The sequence below is a fragment of the Acinetobacter sp. Leaf130 genome (assembly GCF_001423205.1).
In the GTDB taxonomy this organism is placed as follows: Bacteria; Pseudomonadota; Gammaproteobacteria; order Pseudomonadales; family Moraxellaceae; genus Acinetobacter; species Acinetobacter calcoaceticus.
Map to the genome: position 1 here is coordinate 916,779 of NZ_LMOE01000001.1, position 15,835 is coordinate 932,613.

Annotated in this window: 17 protein-coding genes; 11 read left to right on the top strand and 6 right to left on the bottom strand. The window is 37.5% G+C overall.

The features are described from left to right. The 7 genes from tadA to pyrF all read left to right on the top strand — a co-directional run bounded on the left by tadA (position 1) and on the right by pyrF (position 5,225). Positions 1–504, top strand: coding sequence for a tRNA adenosine(34) deaminase TadA (gene tadA / locus ASF86_RS03950; RefSeq protein ID WP_056479628.1), 504 nt, complete (start codon positions 1–3; stop codon positions 502–504). Between the two features lie 70 nt (positions 505–574). Continuing rightward, a complete protein-coding gene (locus tag ASF86_RS03955) occupies positions 575–1,015 on the top strand; it encodes an SRPBCC family protein (protein WP_056479630.1) in 441 nt (146 codons plus the stop codon). A gap of 10 nt (positions 1,016–1,025) precedes the next feature. Further along, the gene (cmk, locus tag ASF86_RS03960) at positions 1,026–1,706 is read left to right on the top strand and encodes a (d)CMP kinase (RefSeq protein ID WP_056479633.1); all 681 of its coding nucleotides are present in this window, start codon (positions 1,026–1,028) and stop codon (positions 1,704–1,706) included. Positions 1,707–1,817: 111 nt separating this feature from the next. Then, positions 1,818–3,491 (top strand): 30S ribosomal protein S1, encoded by a 1,674-nt coding sequence (rpsA, locus tag ASF86_RS03965; RefSeq protein WP_005041073.1) that lies wholly within the window; start codon positions 1,818–1,820, stop codon positions 3,489–3,491. Positions 3,492–3,647: 156 nt separating this feature from the next. Further along, positions 3,648–3,950, top strand: a complete 303-nt coding sequence (locus ASF86_RS03970; protein WP_003651488.1) for an integration host factor subunit beta — start codon at positions 3,648–3,650, stop codon at positions 3,948–3,950. Between the two features lie 25 nt (positions 3,951–3,975). Beyond that, the gene (locus ASF86_RS03975) at positions 3,976–4,341 is read left to right on the top strand and encodes a lipopolysaccharide assembly protein LapA domain-containing protein (protein WP_005041071.1); all 366 of its coding nucleotides are present in this window, start codon (positions 3,976–3,978) and stop codon (positions 4,339–4,341) included. A gap of 185 nt (positions 4,342–4,526) precedes the next feature. Then, a complete protein-coding gene (gene pyrF / locus ASF86_RS03980) occupies positions 4,527–5,225 on the top strand; it encodes an orotidine-5'-phosphate decarboxylase (RefSeq protein ID WP_005041069.1) in 699 nt (232 codons plus the stop codon). On the opposite strand, the gene ASF86_RS03985 is transcribed toward pyrF, so the two are convergent. Both ASF86_RS03985 and ASF86_RS03990 read right to left on the bottom strand, forming a co-directional pair. After that, the gene (locus ASF86_RS03985; RefSeq protein ID WP_056479636.1) at positions 5,222–6,133 is read right to left on the bottom strand and encodes a lysine exporter LysO family protein; all 912 of its coding nucleotides are present in this window, start codon (positions 6,131–6,133) and stop codon (positions 5,222–5,224) included. The two genes, pyrF and ASF86_RS03985, sit on opposite strands and share 4 nt — an antisense overlap. A gap of 49 nt (positions 6,134–6,182) precedes the next feature. Continuing rightward, entirely contained in the window at positions 6,183–7,730 is a 1,548-nt protein-coding gene (locus tag ASF86_RS03990; RefSeq protein ID WP_081407543.1) for a flavin-containing monooxygenase, read from the bottom strand. Positions 7,731–7,851: 121 nt separating this feature from the next. Between ASF86_RS03990 and ASF86_RS03995 the strand changes: the two genes are divergently transcribed. The 4 genes from ASF86_RS03995 (at position 7,852) to ASF86_RS04010 (ending at position 13,186) form a co-directional block, all read left to right on the top strand. Beyond that, positions 7,852–8,874 carry an AraC family transcriptional regulator gene (locus ASF86_RS03995; RefSeq protein ID WP_056479642.1) on the top strand — a complete coding sequence of 341 codons (1,023 nt, stop codon included), beginning with the start codon at positions 7,852–7,854 and terminating at the stop codon, positions 8,872–8,874. Between the two features lie 77 nt (positions 8,875–8,951). Then, positions 8,952–10,094 (top strand): cell division protein ZapE, encoded by a 1,143-nt coding sequence (gene zapE / locus ASF86_RS04000; protein ID WP_056479645.1) that lies wholly within the window; start codon positions 8,952–8,954, stop codon positions 10,092–10,094. Positions 10,095–10,461: 367 nt separating this feature from the next. Next, positions 10,462–12,627 (top strand): malate synthase G, encoded by a 2,166-nt coding sequence (locus tag ASF86_RS04005; protein WP_045432688.1) that lies wholly within the window; start codon positions 10,462–10,464, stop codon positions 12,625–12,627. Positions 12,628–12,724: 97 nt separating this feature from the next. After that, positions 12,725–13,186 carry a GNAT family N-acetyltransferase gene (locus ASF86_RS04010; protein ID WP_056479648.1) on the top strand — a complete coding sequence of 154 codons (462 nt, stop codon included), beginning with the start codon at positions 12,725–12,727 and terminating at the stop codon, positions 13,184–13,186. Positions 13,187–13,242: 56 nt separating this feature from the next. Here the strand turns inward: ASF86_RS04010 and ASF86_RS04015 are convergent, their stop codons facing one another. Genes ASF86_RS04015 through ASF86_RS04030 form a run of 4 tightly spaced genes read right to left on the bottom strand, consistent with a single transcriptional unit; the run spans position 13,243 to position 15,746 of the window. Then, positions 13,243–13,656, bottom strand: a complete 414-nt coding sequence (locus tag ASF86_RS04015) for an ExbD/TolR family protein (protein WP_056479650.1) — start codon at positions 13,654–13,656, stop codon at positions 13,243–13,245. 19 nt (positions 13,657–13,675) lie between these two features. Next, positions 13,676–14,098, bottom strand: a complete 423-nt coding sequence (locus tag ASF86_RS04020) for an ExbD/TolR family protein (protein ID WP_056479653.1) — start codon at positions 14,096–14,098, stop codon at positions 13,676–13,678. 15 nt (positions 14,099–14,113) lie between these two features. Then, positions 14,114–14,992, bottom strand: coding sequence for a MotA/TolQ/ExbB proton channel family protein (locus ASF86_RS04025; protein ID WP_056479656.1), 879 nt, complete (start codon positions 14,990–14,992; stop codon positions 14,114–14,116). Between the two features lie 40 nt (positions 14,993–15,032). Then, positions 15,033–15,746: an energy transducer TonB gene (locus ASF86_RS04030; RefSeq protein ID WP_056479659.1), complete on the bottom strand. Its 714-nt coding sequence runs from the start codon at positions 15,744–15,746 to the stop codon at positions 15,033–15,035. Between the last annotated feature and the right edge of the window lie 89 nt (positions 15,747–15,835).

Below are 15,835 nucleotides of genomic sequence, written 5' to 3' on the forward strand. Positions count from 1 at the left end.
ATGACTGAATATAGTGATGAATATTGGATGCAGCTTGCTTACGAGCAAGCTGAATTAGCCGCTCAGCAGGGTGAAATCCCCGTTGGAGCGGTTGTGGTGAGCCAAAATAGAGTGATTGGATCGGGATATAATGCTCCAATTAGTTTGTTAGATCCAACTGCACATGCAGAAATTCAGGCTATTCGTGCAGCGTGTTTATCATTAGAAAATTATCGATTACCTGAAGATGCAACTTTATATGTCACTCTTGAGCCGTGCACAATGTGTGTAGGCGCATTAGTACATGCAAGAATCAAACATGTGGTTTTTGGTACAACAGAACCTAAAGCAGGTTCATTGGTAAGCGCTCGTCAATTACTACAACATGGTTATTACAATCACAGATTTACCTTTCAGCATGGTTGTTTACGAGAAAAATGTGCCCAACAACTCAGTCATTTTTTTAAACAAAGACGTGAGCAAAAGAAACTTGAAAAACAACAAAAAACGTCCTTAAATGATTAAAAAGTAACATGAGCTTATGGCAAACTAACGCGATTTTACTGCCATGATTCTATTTAATAAGGAATATTCAATGCGTAATGTAATTACCGTAAAAAAAGAATTTAATGCTCCACTTGATGATGTATTTAACTTGCTCTCTAAACATTCAACTTATAATACTGCTTTTGCACCGTTACAAGTTGTACGTGTAAAAGACTCAGCAGATTCTAAAAGACCTGATGGTTTAGGCTCAGTTCGTCGTATGGGATTTGGTCCAATCAAACCAATTAAAGAAGAAATTACATTGCTTGAAGAAAATAAAAGCATTGAATATAAATTAATAGACAATCCTTTGATTAAACACCATTTAGGTCGAATCGAGTTTTCTGAAATTACCCCATATATAACTTTAGTTACATACCGTATCGAGTTAACAGCAAAAGCTCCAGTGGTAAGTAAATTAATCCTTGCACAGCTAAAACTAGCCATTACACTAGGCTTTTCGAGATTAGCTAAAGCAATTGCTTCTTAGTGAGAGTTCAATGACAGTTCAAATTATTACTATTGATGGTCCGAGTGGTTCGGGTAAAGGAACATTGGCCGCAAAACTTGCAGCACATTATCAATATCATTTACTCGATTCTGGTGCCTTATATCGTTTATTAGGGTTGTCATTACATAAACACGATTTATTAGAGAAATTAGACAGTCAGCTCGATGAATGCGTTCAATATGCACGTCAACTGGATATTAAATTTGAAACTTCCGCAACAGGGATTTTAGTTTTTCTAGATGGTGAAGATGTATCTCAAACAATTCGTACAGAACGGGTTGGTGAATATGCATCGAAAGTTGCAGCAATTCCAGAACTTAGACAGGCATTATTTGAGCGACAAAGAGCTTTTGCACAAAATCCTGGTTTAGTTGCAGATGGTCGTGACATGGCAACAGCTATTTTTCCTGAAGCAAATGCGAAAATTTATCTAACGGCTTCAGCTGAGTCGCGTGCCGAGCGAAGAGTAAAACAGTTGCAGGGCATGGGCCTAGATGCTAAAATAAACGACATTTTAGCTAATATACAGGCGCGTGACAAAAGGGATATGGGGCGAGAAGTTGCTCCACTCAAGCCAGCCGAAGACGCTTATATCATTGATAGTTCGGAATTAACGATCGATCAGGTATTTAAGTTGATGGTTGATTATGTCGATAGCCGTACCATTTAGCAAATAGAATTATCAGTTGACGCATAGCTTGATCAGTTTATAAAGACTATGTTGATACTTAACTAAACCGGCCTTGTCTGATCCAAGACCGCTGAATTTATCAGGTATATCATGACCGAATCTTTTGCAGCCCTCTTTGAAGAAAGTGAATTAAACCTCAACGTTGAAAAGGGTGCAGTCATCCAAGGTGTTGTTGTAAACATCGATAGCGACTGGGTAACTGTTGACACTGGCCTAAAGTCTGAAGGCATTGTTGACCGTGCTGAATTTTTAAATGAACAACGTGAACTTGAAGTTCAAGTTGGCGATACTGTTGACGTAGTTGTTGAAGCTCTTGACAACGGTATGGGTCAAACAGTTTTATCACGTGAAAAAGCTAAGCGTGCTGAAACTTGGACTAAACTTGAAAAAATCTTTGAAGATGGCGAAATCGTTACTGGTGTTATCTCTGGTAAAGTTAAAGGCGGTTTCACTGTTGACATCGGTCCTGTTCGTGCATTCTTACCAGGTTCATTAGTTGACACTCGTCCTATTCGTGACACTACTCACCTTGAAGGTAAAGAGTTAGAGTTTAAAGTAATCAAACTTGATGCTAAACGTAATAACGTTGTTGTATCTCGTCGTGCTGTTATGGAAGCAGAATCTTCTGCTGACCGTGAAGCATTACTTGCTCAACTTGAAGAAGGTCAAACAGTTACAGGTACAATCAAAAACCTTACTGATTACGGCGCATTCGTTGATCTTGGTGGTATTGATGGTCTTCTCCATATCACAGATATGGCTTGGAAACGTATCAAGCACCCTTCAGAAGTTGTTGAAGTTGGTCAAGAAGTTACTGTTAAAGTACTTAAATTTGACCGTGAGCGTAACCGCGTATCTTTAGGCCTTAAACAATTAGGCGAAGATCCATGGTTAGCGATCATGAGCCGTTACCCTAAAGGTTCTATCGTTAAAGCTCGTGTAACTAACTTAACTGACTACGGTTGTTTCGCTGAAATCGCTGAAGGCGTTGAAGGTTTAGTTCACGTTTCTGAAATGGACCACACTAACAAAAACATCCACCCATCTAAAGTTGTTCAGATTGGTGATGAAGTTGATGTTATGGTTCTTGAAGTTGATGAAGAACGTCGTCGTATCAGCCTTGGTATCAAACAAACTCGTGCTAACCCATGGGAAGAGTTTGCTAAAGCTCATGAGAAAGGCGAAAAAGTATCTGGTACTATCAAGTCTATCACTGACTTTGGTATCTTCATTGGCTTGAACGGCGGTATCGACGGTTTAGTACACTTGTCTGATATTTCTTGGAACGAGCAAGGTGAAGAAGCTATTCGTCGTTACAAGAAAGGTGACACTGTTGAAGCTGTTATCTTGTCTGTAGACGCTGAAGGTAACCGTATCAGCCTTGGTATCAAGCAATTGAACAGCGATCCGTTCAATGATTTCTTAGCTGCTAACGAACGCGGTGCTTTAGTTAAAGGTACTGTAACTGCAGTTGATGCTCGTGGCGCAACTGTTAAGTTAGCTGATGAAGTAGAAGCTACTCTTAAAGCTTCTGAAATCAACCGTGACCGCGTTGAAGATGCAACTAAATTCTTAGAAGTTGGTCAAGAAGTTGAAGCGAAAATCATCAACGTTGATCGTAAATCTCGCTCTATCAACTTGTCTGTTAAAGCAAAAGACGAAGCTGAAGAGAAAGAAGCAGTTGCTACTTTACGTACAGCAACAACAAGTCAAGAAAATGGTCCTAAGACTATTGGTGACTTGATTAAAGCACAAATGAAGTAATAGGTTAACAAAGTACAGTTTCATGTAACGGAATTGTACTTTTTATACAAATTACTGTAAACGGTAGCCTAGTATTCAACATACTGCGCTACCGTTTTGTATTTAAACAGGTTATTATCAGACGACATAGAGTAGCAATAAATAACGAGGTCGTAGATGACTACTGAAGCTCTTAATAAGTCTGATTTGATTGAACGCATTGCGCTAAAAAACCCACACTTAGCTGAACCTTTGGTGGAAGAGGCGGTTAAAATTATGATTGATCAAATGATAGAAGCACTATCAACTGATAATCGAATTGAAATCCGTGGTTTTGGTAGCTTTGCTTTACACCACCGTGATCCAAGAGTTGGTCGCAATCCTAAAACAGGAAGATCAGTTGAAGTGGCAGCTAAAGCTGTTCCGCATTTCAAACCCGGGAAAGCACTGCGTGATGCAGTCAACGAATCCGGAAAATAAATAAAAATTTATAAGTGGGGTGCCTATGCGTTATATTTTAATTGCATTGCTTATTGTTGTATTTGGTTATTCTTTAGCCCTTGTATTGCAAAATCCAACAGAGCTTTCTGTTGATTTGCTATTTACTCAAGTTCCAGCTATGCGATTAGGCTTATTATTGCTACTCACATTAGTACTTGGAACGGTGGTCGGTCTTTTGCTAGGTGTACAGGTTTTCAGAGTGTTTCAACAAAGCTGGGAAATTAAACGTCTTCGTAAAGATATTGACCATTTGAGAAAAGAACAGATTCAAAGTGCTCAATTAGCAGCAGCAGAAGCCGCTGCAAATGTAAGACATGAAAAAACCGTTTTAGATGTTTATCCTCAAGATAAAAACTCTACTCCGCTATAATTCGAACACTACTCTTTATTCACGAATAAAGAGTAGTATATTCCTTAATTTATCAGTGTTTTCTTCTTTTTATTTTTCTAAAAATTAGTCCCCGTGACATTATTGTCTCTAAATTTGAAAGCCTTCCTTATACATTCCTTTATTACTTGATGACTTGTCTATTATAATGACGCTGATTTTATGTGATGGAAGAAAGTCTCTTGAGTATCATTGTTGCGTTAGATGCAAAAAGCCAATATGACGCTTTAAAAATTGTTGAACAACTTGATCCTACTTTATGCCGTGTAAAAGTGGGTAAAGAGCTTTTTACTCATGAAGGCCCATCTGTTGTAAAAAAACTTCAAGAGCAAAATTTTGAAGTTTTTCTTGATCTTAAATTTCATGATATCCCAAATACTACCGCTCAGGCTGTTTGTGCAGCAGCTGATCTAGGAGTGTGGATGGTAAATGTCCATGCTTCAGGTGGCCGTAAAATGATGGAAACTTGTGTAGAGCGTTTAAAAGCGGGTAACTATCAAACTCAGTTGATTGCTGTGACAGTACTCACATCAATGGGTCGAGAAGATTTAAAAGATATTGGTTTGGATGTTGAACCTGTAGAACATGTAAAGCGCTTAGCTAAACTCACTAAAGAAAGTGGCTTAGATGGTGTAGTTTGTTCTGCTCAAGAAGCTAAGATTCTTCGTGAATTAATTGGGCAAGACTTCTCTTTGGTAACACCAGGTATTCGCCCAGAGGGTTCTAATGCAGACGACCAAAAACGTATTGTAACTCCAAAGCAGGCTATGCTTGATGGTTCTACACATCTGGTAATTGGTCGACCGATTACTAAAGCAGAAGATCCAACAGAAATGTTGAAATCTATTCTTGCTTCAATTGCCTAAAAATTTAGAAATAAGCTAATTAATAATGGGGCGAGTAGGCTTAATAATAAGCCACTCATCATGGCATGTGGTACATAATGTGTACCGCATGACTGTTTTACCATTGCTAAGGTAACATCCATTGACGTTGCGCCAGCACTTGAGATAGCAGGGCGAGGAAAACGCCATCCCATTGTATACATTAAAAATATAGCAACAATTTCTCTAAATAAATCAGTCAATAGCGCGATGCCACCTAGTTCTGCCGAATGTAATTGCGTAAATAAGATTCCTGACATTGAGTACCAGCCATAACCTTGTGCTAATGCTAATGTTTCGTTCAGCGCAAAATGCTTGTTAAGCAAAAAGTAGTTGAAGAAGCTTGCAATACATGACCCTATAAAAGCAGCTAAAGGTACAATTAAAATTTTCCAGCTTAACCACGTACGGTTGAAATGAGTGAAGGCAAGTTCAATACCAATTAAGAAAATAAACAGTAATAATAAATACCAACTATTAAATGCCATATGTGAATTGAATTGAGTGACAATAGCTCCCAATAGAACACCGACGCCTAAGGCAAGAAAGGCTTTTGCAATATTCTTTAAAGCATTTACAAAAAGTTGAAGTGAGATTTTTCCTTTTACACTTTGTTTATCAAAAATTGTATAAGCCAATAAACACGTAAAAAAAGAACCAAAAGATGTGGTAAGTGCAATGATTATAGCTGGTGGAAGTATCGTAGAAGGATTCTCAATTTGATCAAGTGCCAGTGTTAACTCTAAAGCCACACTTGCTAAGAGAATATAAGAAAAATAGGGCAGTATTTTAAAAATAAACTTTCGGATATTTAGAGATAGTTTAGGTGCTAGAAAATAGCCGGAAGCAAGTGCTAAAAAAATTTGAATGATAAGATAAAAAGATTGCATATAATAATAGGTGGATTGTTTTTAACCCACCTATTATGTCTTGAACATTTTAAGCTGCATAGCTCTGTGAGCTTTTATTTAAGAGTACGTAATCTTTAGGATTAACTTTGCGCGTTTCTAACCAATACTTCCATGTATAGGTTGGCCATAACGAAAAGTTTTTTCCATCGGTAGATTGATACCAGCTACTACAGCCTCCAGCTTGCCACACAGTCCCTTGAAGCTGAGTTTGAACTCGCTCGTTAAAAGCATCTTGAACTTCTGGTTTGATCTCAATTGCTTTTTGACCAGACTTCTCTACAAGTTGAATCAGCTGTAAAATGTAATTTACTTGAGATTCAATCATAAAAATAACTGAATTATGCCCTAATACTGTATTAGGGCCGACTAATTGAAATAGGTTAGGAAAGTTTTTAGTCATAATGCCATAATAACTTTCTGCACCATCTTTCCATGCCTGTTTTAACTCGATTTGATTGCGTCCAATACAAGTGAAATGTTTTAAGTAAATACGTGGGTCAGTTATAAAACCTGTGCCGTAAATTAAGCAATCAATAGGCCGTTCTTTACCATCTTTAGTAACAATACTGTTTTCTTTAATTTCTTGAATGCTATCCGTTATTAGCTCAACATTTTTACGGTTAAATGTAGGGAAGTATTTATTTGAAATAAGAATACGTTTACATCCCATCACAAAGTCCGGTGTGAGTTTCTTAGCGACTCCCTTGTCTTTAACTTGGAAGCGAATGAAAGCTTCTGCCAACTTTTGACCATATTTCATAATTTGAGGTTGAACAATCGGTACAACACGTGACTCATTACTCCAATAAAGACGACTACGATGAATTTGGCGATAAATATTGGAAGATTTGAATAATGCTTTACTCAAACCTGAGTATTTGCGTTCATCTCGTGGTATTACCCATGCTGCCGTTCTTTGAAATACATAGAGTTGCTTAACATCTCCAGCTATTTCCGGAATATATTGAATTGCGCTACCACCTGTACCAATAGATGCAACTGATTTACCATTCAAATTATAGTCATGTTCCCATTGTGATGAATGGAAAACTTTGCCTTTAAATTTTTCGATACCCTGAATATGGGGGATTTGCGGGATATGCAACGGGCCTGATGCAAAAACTACAAATTGAGCTTCGATCGAAGGCTGATTTTTAAAATCTAGAGTCCACACGTGACGTGTTTCATCATATTGGATATTGCTTACATCATGGTTAAACTTGCAGTAATTTTTAATCTTATATTTTTCTGTAATATCTTGAATATATTGAAAAATCTCTGCTGCTTCAGCGTAACGTTTTGACCAGTCAGTTTTAGGTGCAAAAGAGAGGGAATACATATGAGATTGAACATCACATGCTGCACCTGGGTAGCGATTTTCCCGCCAAGTTCCGCCAACATCATTTGATTTTTCTAAAATAACAAAGTCTTGCTGTTGATTTTGCAGTAAACGGATTGCCATTCCTAGGCCACCAAATCCAGCACCAATAATAGCGATTTTAGTTTTTTGAATAGCATCTTGCTTTGCGTTTAGCATTGGAAACCCTGCATAAGCTAAAAGGAGGATTGCAGGCAAGACTAACGTTTTTTAACCAGTTTAAACATGATTGTATCGACGTGAAAATTGATAGATTCGGCAATTAATTTTCTTTCTTGTTTATAGTAAAACATTTGAGTCTAGGGAAATTGATAGAAGAATGAAACGGTCGATACTTGGTTTAATGTATTTAATTCAAGGAATGCGCAATGCAGGCATTGATGTCGACTCACGTTTGGCTGGTATAGGAATTAAGGTTGATGCTTTAGATCCGAGTTCCACAATTCATGATCGCCTAGAATGGGATATTCAGCAAATTATTAGTGAAAATGTTGAGCCTGAAAAGGGCCTATTTATTGGACAGCATTATGCTTTAGCCGGTTATGGACCATTGCTCATGTTGCTTGTAACAAGTAATGATGTTCAAACTGCATTAAATAAAGGGATAAAGTATCAAAAACTTACTCATTTATTTGGTGCTTTAGGCCTATATGAAACTGATGAGCGTACAATTTTAAGTTATTTGCCTGTTGATTTGAAAACACAAATTGGCAAGTTGCGGGCCCAATGTGAAGTTTCAGGAACTTATAAATTTATTCAAGATATTTATACGATGATGGGATTACAAATGCCCGCTATGCGTATAGAACTTCCGTTTGAAAAACCAACTGACTCAGATACTTTATCTCGCTATTTTGCATACTATGGCGATGATGTGCACTTTAATGGTAAATATGCAGCATTTAGCCTAAGCAAGGATGTGCTTGAAATTAAGATCCCTTCAGCGGATATCATTACACATCGTATTTATGAATCAAAATGTATTACAGAAATAACAAGATTAAATCAACAAGATCACCAAACTCCACATATCATACAATGTGTGCAAGATTATCTTGAGTTGCAACAAGGTATTATCCCGAGCATGGCGGAAACTGCTTTTGCATTGAAAATGCCTGAAAGGACATTAAGGCATCAATTGCAACAGTTAAATACGAGTTATAAGCAAATTCGTGAACAAATCATCAAGAATAAGGCATTAAAGCTTATGGAATATAGAGAATACTCAATAGAAGTTATTGCTGAATTGCTCGGTTATTCTGAACCAGCGGCGTTTAATCATGCATTTAAACGATGGTTTGGACAGAGTCCTCGACAATATGGCAAAGAGTCATCGTCGTAATTCTTGATGCTAAAAGCTAATGTGGTTGAACAAAATGTTCGCTATACTCCTATCAGTTAAAATTGAAATAAAACGATATGTTAAATTTAAAATCTTCTCATAGTACTGCATTCTCACCTTCTTCCCCAGCAGAACGCTATGCTGAGGCTTTAGCTTCAGGCCAGTTTATGGCAGATGAAGCGCAAGCACAGGCAGTGCAAGAATTAGATCGCGTATGGAAAGAACTTTTAAACCGTTATAAAGCCTCTAAAAAAGCTTTCCGTCGTTTTCGCCGCCAAACATCACCTAAAGGTGTCTATATGTGGGGTGGTGTAGGTCGTGGAAAAACTTGGCTTATGGATCAATTTTATGAGTCAGTGCCGTTTCGTCGTAAAACACGTATGCATTTTCATCATTTCATGCAACATGTTCATAAAGAGCTAAATAAGCTTTCAGGCCAACGTAATCCACTTGAAATTGTGGCTGACCAAATTTATAAAGATGCAGTCGTTATTTGTTTTGATGAGTTCTTTGTGTCAAACGTAACAGATGCAATGATTCTAAGTGATTTATTTCAAAAATTGTTTGTTCGTGGCGTGACATTAATTGCAACATCAAACATTGCACCAGATGGTTTATATAAAAATGGTATTCATCGTGACCGTTTCTTGCCAACAATTGAAATGGTTAAAAAGAACTGCTCTATTTTAAATGTAGATGCAGGTGTGGATTATCGTTTACGCGTATTAAAACAAGCTCAATTATTTAAATCACCATTAAGTAATGAAGTCCAAAACTGGATGTCTGAACGTTTCAGTGCATTAACTCATACACAAGCTCATTCTCAAGAGCCTATTGTAATCAATAATCGTATTGTTGAGACTCTAGGGCATACAGAAGATGTATTGTGGTGTGAGTTTTCTGAACTCTGCTTTAAACCACGTAGCCCAGCAGATTTTATTGAAATTGCAAATATTTATAATACGGTTCTGGTGAGTAATGTTCCTCATTTAACAGATTTCTTGTCTGAAGGCACACGTCGTTTTATTTATCTAGTCGATGAGTTTTATGACCGTGGAGTAAAATTACTTTTAACTTCTCAAGATAGTATTATTGATATTTATCAAGGTGAAAAGTTAGCATTTGAAATTGAGCGTACTCGTTCGCGTTTATTAGAAATGCAATCTGATGAATATTTGCATTCAGAACATCGCTATATTGATGAAGCTAAAAACGCATAAAAAATAGATATGAAAAGCGCTCTATATAGGGCGCTTTTTTTTACAACAAAAATAGATAAATTTCGTTAAATAGTGCTTTTTCAAGCTGCAAAGTTTGATATAACTAAATACGCTTTAGAAAAATAAGATAGTGAAATTTTTTGTCTGTTAACAAAAAGTCTAGTTTCAGTATCTTTAAATATTGAATAAATTGTTGGGAATCCTAGTTAGAATTTTAATATTTTCTATATAGAAAAATTTATCTTTGTCAATAGTTTTACAAGGGAAAATGCTTACTATTTAGGAATGTGATATTAGTATTCAGCTTAATTTAAATCGGTATACTAGGATTCTCTTGGTATAAAAAGTAGCAACTTCAGGAAAGACAATGACTGCACGTATTCAAAAAGGCAAGTTAGCGATTGCTAAAGAACTTTACGATTTTATCGAAAATGAAGCTTTACCAGGTTCTGGTTTAGATAGTGAAACTTACTGGAAGAACTTTGAGCAAGTTGTTGTCGATCTTAGCCCAAAAAATAAAGCATTATTGGCTAAGCGTGATGAATTACAAGCAAAAATTGATGAATGGCACCGTAACAACAAATTTGAATTAGGTGCTTATAAGGCGTTCTTAACTGAAATTGGTTATTTATTGCCAGAAGTTGAAGATTTTCAAATTACAACTGAAAATGTTGATGAAGAAATCGCATTATTGGCAGGACCGCAGTTAGTTGTGCCTGTACGTAATGCACGTTATAGCTTAAATGCAGCAAATGCTCGTTGGGGTTCTTTATATGATGCACTTTACGGCTTCGATGTAATTTCTGAAGAAGGCGGAGCTGAAAAAGGTAAAGGATATAATCCTGTACGTGGTGCAAAAGTTATCGAGTTCGCTAAAAATTTCTTAAATGAAGTTTTTCCGCTTGCGCAAGGTTCACATGCAGACGCAACAAAATATGCGATTGAGCAAAATAAACTTGTTGTAACTTTGAAAGATGGTTCAAAAACAGGTTTAGCTCATGAAGCTCAGTTCGTTGGTTTCAACGGTGAAGAAGCGAATCCTACAGAAGTTGTACTTCTAAGTAATGGCCTTCATGTCATTATCGAAATTGATGCGACTAGCCCAATTGGTCAAACTGATTTAGCTGGTGTTAAAGATTTAACATTTGAAGCAGCTGTAACTACTATTCAAGATTTAGAAGATTCTGTTGCTGCAGTAGATGCTGAAGAAAAAGTTGAAGGCTACCGTAACTGGTTAGGTTTAATGAAGGGTACGCTTCAAGAATCTATCGAGAAAAATGGTAAAACGATTGTTCGTGATTTAAATAAAGACCGCGAAATTAAAAACTTAATTGGTGGTACAACAAAACTTCATGGTCGTTCACTTATGTTACTTCGTAACGTAGGTCATTTAATGACTAACCCAGCTATTTTGGTAGATGGTGAAGAAATTTTCGAAGGAATTATGGATGCACTGGTAACACCATTATTGTCAGTTGCTGATATCCGTAGTGAAAACGAAAACAAGAACTCACGTAAAGGTTCTATGTATATTGTTAAACCAAAAATGCATGGTCCAGAAGAAGTTGCATTTGCTGTAGAGTTATTTGAACGTGCTGAACAGGCGATTGGATTACCAGCGAAGTCATTAAAAATCGGTATTATGGATGAAGAACGTCGTACATCTGTAAACTTGAAAAACTGTATCGCTGCTGCAAAAGACCGTACTATCTTTATTAATACTGGTTTCATGGACCGTACTGGCGATGAAATTCATACGTCAATGGAAGCTGCACCAGTTGTCCGTAAAGAAGCTGTAAAAACACAAAAATGGATTGCTGCTTACGAAAACCGTAACGTTGCAATTGGTTTGAAGTCTGGTTTACAAGGTAAAGCACAAATTGGTAAAGGCATGTGGCCAAAACCAGATAGCATGAAAGATATGTTGGCAACTAAAGCTGCACATCCAAATGCGGGTGCATCATGTGCTTGGGTTCCATCTCCAGCAGGTGCGGTACTTCATGCAATGCATTATCATCAAGTTAATGTAAAAGCGCGTCAAGATCAGTTAAAAGCTGAAGAAATGTTGTCATTAGACGACTTGTTGACTCCGCCGTTTGCACCAGAAACAAATTGGTCAGCAGAAGAGATCAACAACGAACTTGAAAATAACTGTCAAGGTATTTTGGGTTATGTAGTTCGTTGGGTTGACTTAGGTGTGGGTTGTTCGAAAGTTCCTGATATTAACAACGTGGGCTTGATGGAAGACCGTGCAACATTACGTATTTCTTCTCAACACGTTGCGAACTGGTTACGTCACGGTATTGTGACTCGTGAACAAGTTGAAGAAGTGCTTAAACGCATGGCGAAAATTGTTGATGAGCAAAACGCGAATGATCCATTGTACAAACCAATGGCAGCTAACTTTGAAACCAATATCGCTTTCCAAGCAGCTTCTGACCTCATCTTTAAAGGTTGTGAACAGCCTTCTGGTTATACTGAGCCGTTACTACACGCTGCTCGTTTAAAGTTAAAAGGTTATACAGGTGACTAATTTTAACCTGTCATAAAAAAAGCCTCTTCGGAGGCTTTTTTATTTTCGGTATATTTTGTGCTTATAGAAGTAGATTTATAGCTAAAAGGTTTTAAGTTTGATTAATTTAAAAAATCTCAATCGAAAGAATTGGATTCAATGTGCAAGATTATCATTGGATGAATCTCAAAAAGACTATGTTGCACCAAATGTATATTCTATTGCTGAGTCTAAAGTGGAAGAACATTACTGTCCACGAGTGATCTGTTTTGATGATGAAGTCGTTGGTTTCTTAATGTATTGTGTCGAAATTGATCCACCTGATGAGACATTGTTTTGGTTGTTTCGCTTTATGATTGATGCAAATAATCAAGCCAAAGGTTATGGTACCGCAGCTTTGCAAATGGCGATTGATGAAATATTCACAAAAGGAGCTAAACGCATTCGAACGATGTATAAATCATCTAATCACGTTGCTAATAAACTTTATAAAAAAATAGGTTTTATAGAAACTGGAGAACATGATGAGTGTGGAGATATTATTTTAGAGTTGAATATTTCCCTTCAAAAAAAACGCTAACTGAAGATTCAAGTTAGCGTAGGAGTTAATAGAATTAAATAGATTTAAAAGCAATATTAGTTACCGCTCACAATTCCAATTTTAGTGACACCTAAACGCTGTGCTGTAGCCATAACCATTGCTACGTTTTTATATTCAGCCATTTGGTCAGGTTTAAGTTTGATCTGGTCTTGATCTTTTTTGGCAACAACACCTTGAAATAAAGTCTCTAGTGCCTTGCGGTCAGAAACCTGTTGGTTATTCCAAAATACTTTGCCAGCAGCATCAATACGAACATCAATGACTTCAGGTGGCTTTTCATTTGTTGGTGGGGGTGTGCCATTTGGCAAATTAATATTAATCGCGTTGTTTGGCGCAGGTATGGTAATAATAAACATAATAATGAGTACCAGCATGACATCAATAAGAGGTGTCATGTTGACTTCTAACATCACGTCATCATCATTATTTGAGCCGACATTCATACCCATAAAATTCTCCTTAAGTTAATTACGGGGAGGCTGGAGGGCTAGTAACAAAGGCAATTTTGCCAATACCGGCTTGTTTGGTCGTGCTAATCACCTGATCTATTGCCTCAAAATGGGTAAGCTGATCTCCACGAATGTGTACCTCTGGCTGAGGTCTTTTTTGTGCAACTGCTTGGAGTTTTGATAACAATATTTCTTTATTAGGCACATAGCTTTCATTCCAAAAAATATCTCCTTTCTTGTTTACAGAAAGTTGAATATTTTCAGGCGTGGTTGCGTACGGAGTATTTTTTTCTTCTGGCAGTTTCACTGGAACCGTATGTGTAACTACCGGTATCGTAATAAGAAAAATAATAAGTAAAACCAACATGACATCCACGAGAGGTGTCGTGTTAATTGTGCCAATCATTTCATCATCATCTTCAGAGCCAACACTCATACCCATAATGTTTACTCCTGATTATTTAATGCTGCGGTTAATGGAGTTATTGGTATTAATTTCTCCGCTTAATAAAACCGCATGCAAATCTGAACCAAACGAACGGACATTTTCCATAACTGCTTTATTACGGCGAGTTAGCCAGTTGTAACCAAGTACAGCAGGTACTGCGACTGCAAGACCAATAGCTGTCATAATTAAAGCTTCACCGACAGGACCAGCAACTTTATCAATAGATGCCTGACCTGAAATGCCGATAGCTGTTAATGCGTGATAAATTCCCCAAACCGTACCAAAAAGGCCAACAAATGGTGCTGTAGATCCAACTGTTGCCAAAAATGCTAAACCACCACCTAAGTGATTTTGTATTTTTTCAATTGCGCGTTGAATTGAAATGCTTACCCATGTATTAAAGTCAATACGTTCAAGTAAAGAGCCGCCGTGTGATTTAGTTGAATTAATGCCTTTTTCTGCAATAAAGCGGTATGCACTACTTTGCTCTAGATTGTCGGCTGCATTATCTAGTGAAGTTGCTTCCCAAAAACTTTTCTCTGCTTCTTTACCTTGGCGCTTTACTTTAGCTTGCTGTAAGAATTTAGAAATAATGATGTACCAAGTACCAATCGACATGAGTACTAATATAAATAAAGTAGATTTAGCAACTAAATCTCCCTCACGCCAAAGCGCTTCTAGGCCATAGGGATTTTTAACAGTTTCGCTAGTTGCTGGCTTTGGTGGTGGAGTTGGAATATTTGCATTTGAAGTGGCTTCAGTAGTTGCTGTTGCAACAGGAGTATTCGTTTCTTCTGCAAAAACCGAGCTTAATGGAAGTAAAGAGCATGCTGCGATTAAACTTGCAGAAGCGACGCGTACTAGGTGTTGAGTTGGTTTTTTCATCATATTATCTCCAATATCTTTAATTTCTTGCTAATTCAGTTGTTTATTCAATTACGAATGGATATTCAATTTCATACCAGTCTTGCTGAGGCACGCCATCTTTCATTGCTGGTTTGAACGTACATAAGCTGTAAGCTTTAGTTGCCACCTTATCTAAAATTTTGCTGCCACTCGATTTTTTTACTTTGGCATCAATAACTTTGCCGGATGTATCAACCAGAACACGTATACGCACTGTCCCTTGTTCTTCATTCATAAGTGCTTCACGTGGATATTCTGGTTTTTCACAGCCAGCAGAACCCTCTGAAACACCACGACTTACACCAGCTGGTTTGGGTGCCGGCGCAGCAGCCACTGGAGCAGGTGCGGCAACAGGGCTTGGTGATGGGGTACTAGGTGCAGCAGGAGCTGGAGTAGCCACTTTAGTTGGTTGAGCTACCGGTGTCGTTTTTTGTACCGGTGTTGCTACTTTCTCTACTTGTTTAGGCGGCTCAGGTAATTTGGCTACCTTTTCTACCATTTTAGGTGGCTCAGGCGGTTTTTCCTTAGGCTTGGGCTCCTCTGGTTTTGGAGGAGGCGGTGGCTTAATATCCTGAATAATTTGTAATTCCACAGGTTTTTCTGCTGGTTTTTGAATATTGTTTGCTAAACCTGTCATTAGAATATAGGCAACAATAAGATGCAGAAAAAGCACTGCGGCAATACCAATAAGGCGCTTTGCAGATTTATTTTCTATGTCTGTAAAAGTCATGCCCATAGTTACTCCTGAAACTGTAGACAAACAATTTTTTTAAATGACTGTTTGGCTAAGAATGGGTATTTGTTCTGCAAACTAACTGTTGAGAG

Bases quoted from the DNA above. Each gene is read 5' to 3' on its own strand.
- tadA (WP_056479628.1), top strand. From the start codon at position 1: ATGACTGAATATAGTGATGAATATTGGATGCAGCTTGCTTACGAGCAA.
- ASF86_RS03955 (WP_056479630.1), top strand. From the start codon at position 575: ATGCGTAATGTAATTACCGTAAAAAAAGAATTTAATGCTCCACTTGAT.
- cmk (WP_056479633.1), top strand. From the start codon at position 1,026: ATGACAGTTCAAATTATTACTATTGATGGTCCGAGTGGTTCGGGTAAA.
- rpsA (WP_005041073.1), top strand. From the start codon at position 1,818: ATGACCGAATCTTTTGCAGCCCTCTTTGAAGAAAGTGAATTAAACCTC.
- ASF86_RS03970 (WP_003651488.1), top strand. From the start codon at position 3,648: ATGACTACTGAAGCTCTTAATAAGTCTGATTTGATTGAACGCATTGCG.
- ASF86_RS03975 (WP_005041071.1), top strand. From the start codon at position 3,976: ATGCGTTATATTTTAATTGCATTGCTTATTGTTGTATTTGGTTATTCT.
- pyrF (WP_005041069.1), top strand. From the start codon at position 4,527: ATGGAAGAAAGTCTCTTGAGTATCATTGTTGCGTTAGATGCAAAAAGC.
- ASF86_RS03985 (WP_056479636.1), bottom strand. From the start codon at position 6,133: ATGCAATCTTTTTATCTTATCATTCAAATTTTTTTAGCACTTGCTTCC.
- ASF86_RS03995 (WP_056479642.1), top strand. From the start codon at position 7,852: ATGAAACGGTCGATACTTGGTTTAATGTATTTAATTCAAGGAATGCGC.
- zapE (WP_056479645.1), top strand. From the start codon at position 8,952: ATGTTAAATTTAAAATCTTCTCATAGTACTGCATTCTCACCTTCTTCC.
- ASF86_RS04005 (WP_045432688.1), top strand. From the start codon at position 10,462: ATGACTGCACGTATTCAAAAAGGCAAGTTAGCGATTGCTAAAGAACTT.
- ASF86_RS04015 (WP_056479650.1), bottom strand. From the start codon at position 13,656: ATGGGTATGAATGTCGGCTCAAATAATGATGATGACGTGATGTTAGAA.
- ASF86_RS04020 (WP_056479653.1), bottom strand. From the start codon at position 14,098: ATGGGTATGAGTGTTGGCTCTGAAGATGATGATGAAATGATTGGCACA.
- ASF86_RS04025 (WP_056479656.1), bottom strand. From the start codon at position 14,992: ATGATGAAAAAACCAACTCAACACCTAGTACGCGTCGCTTCTGCAAGT.
- ASF86_RS04030 (WP_056479659.1), bottom strand. From the start codon at position 15,746: ATGGGCATGACTTTTACAGACATAGAAAATAAATCTGCAAAGCGCCTT.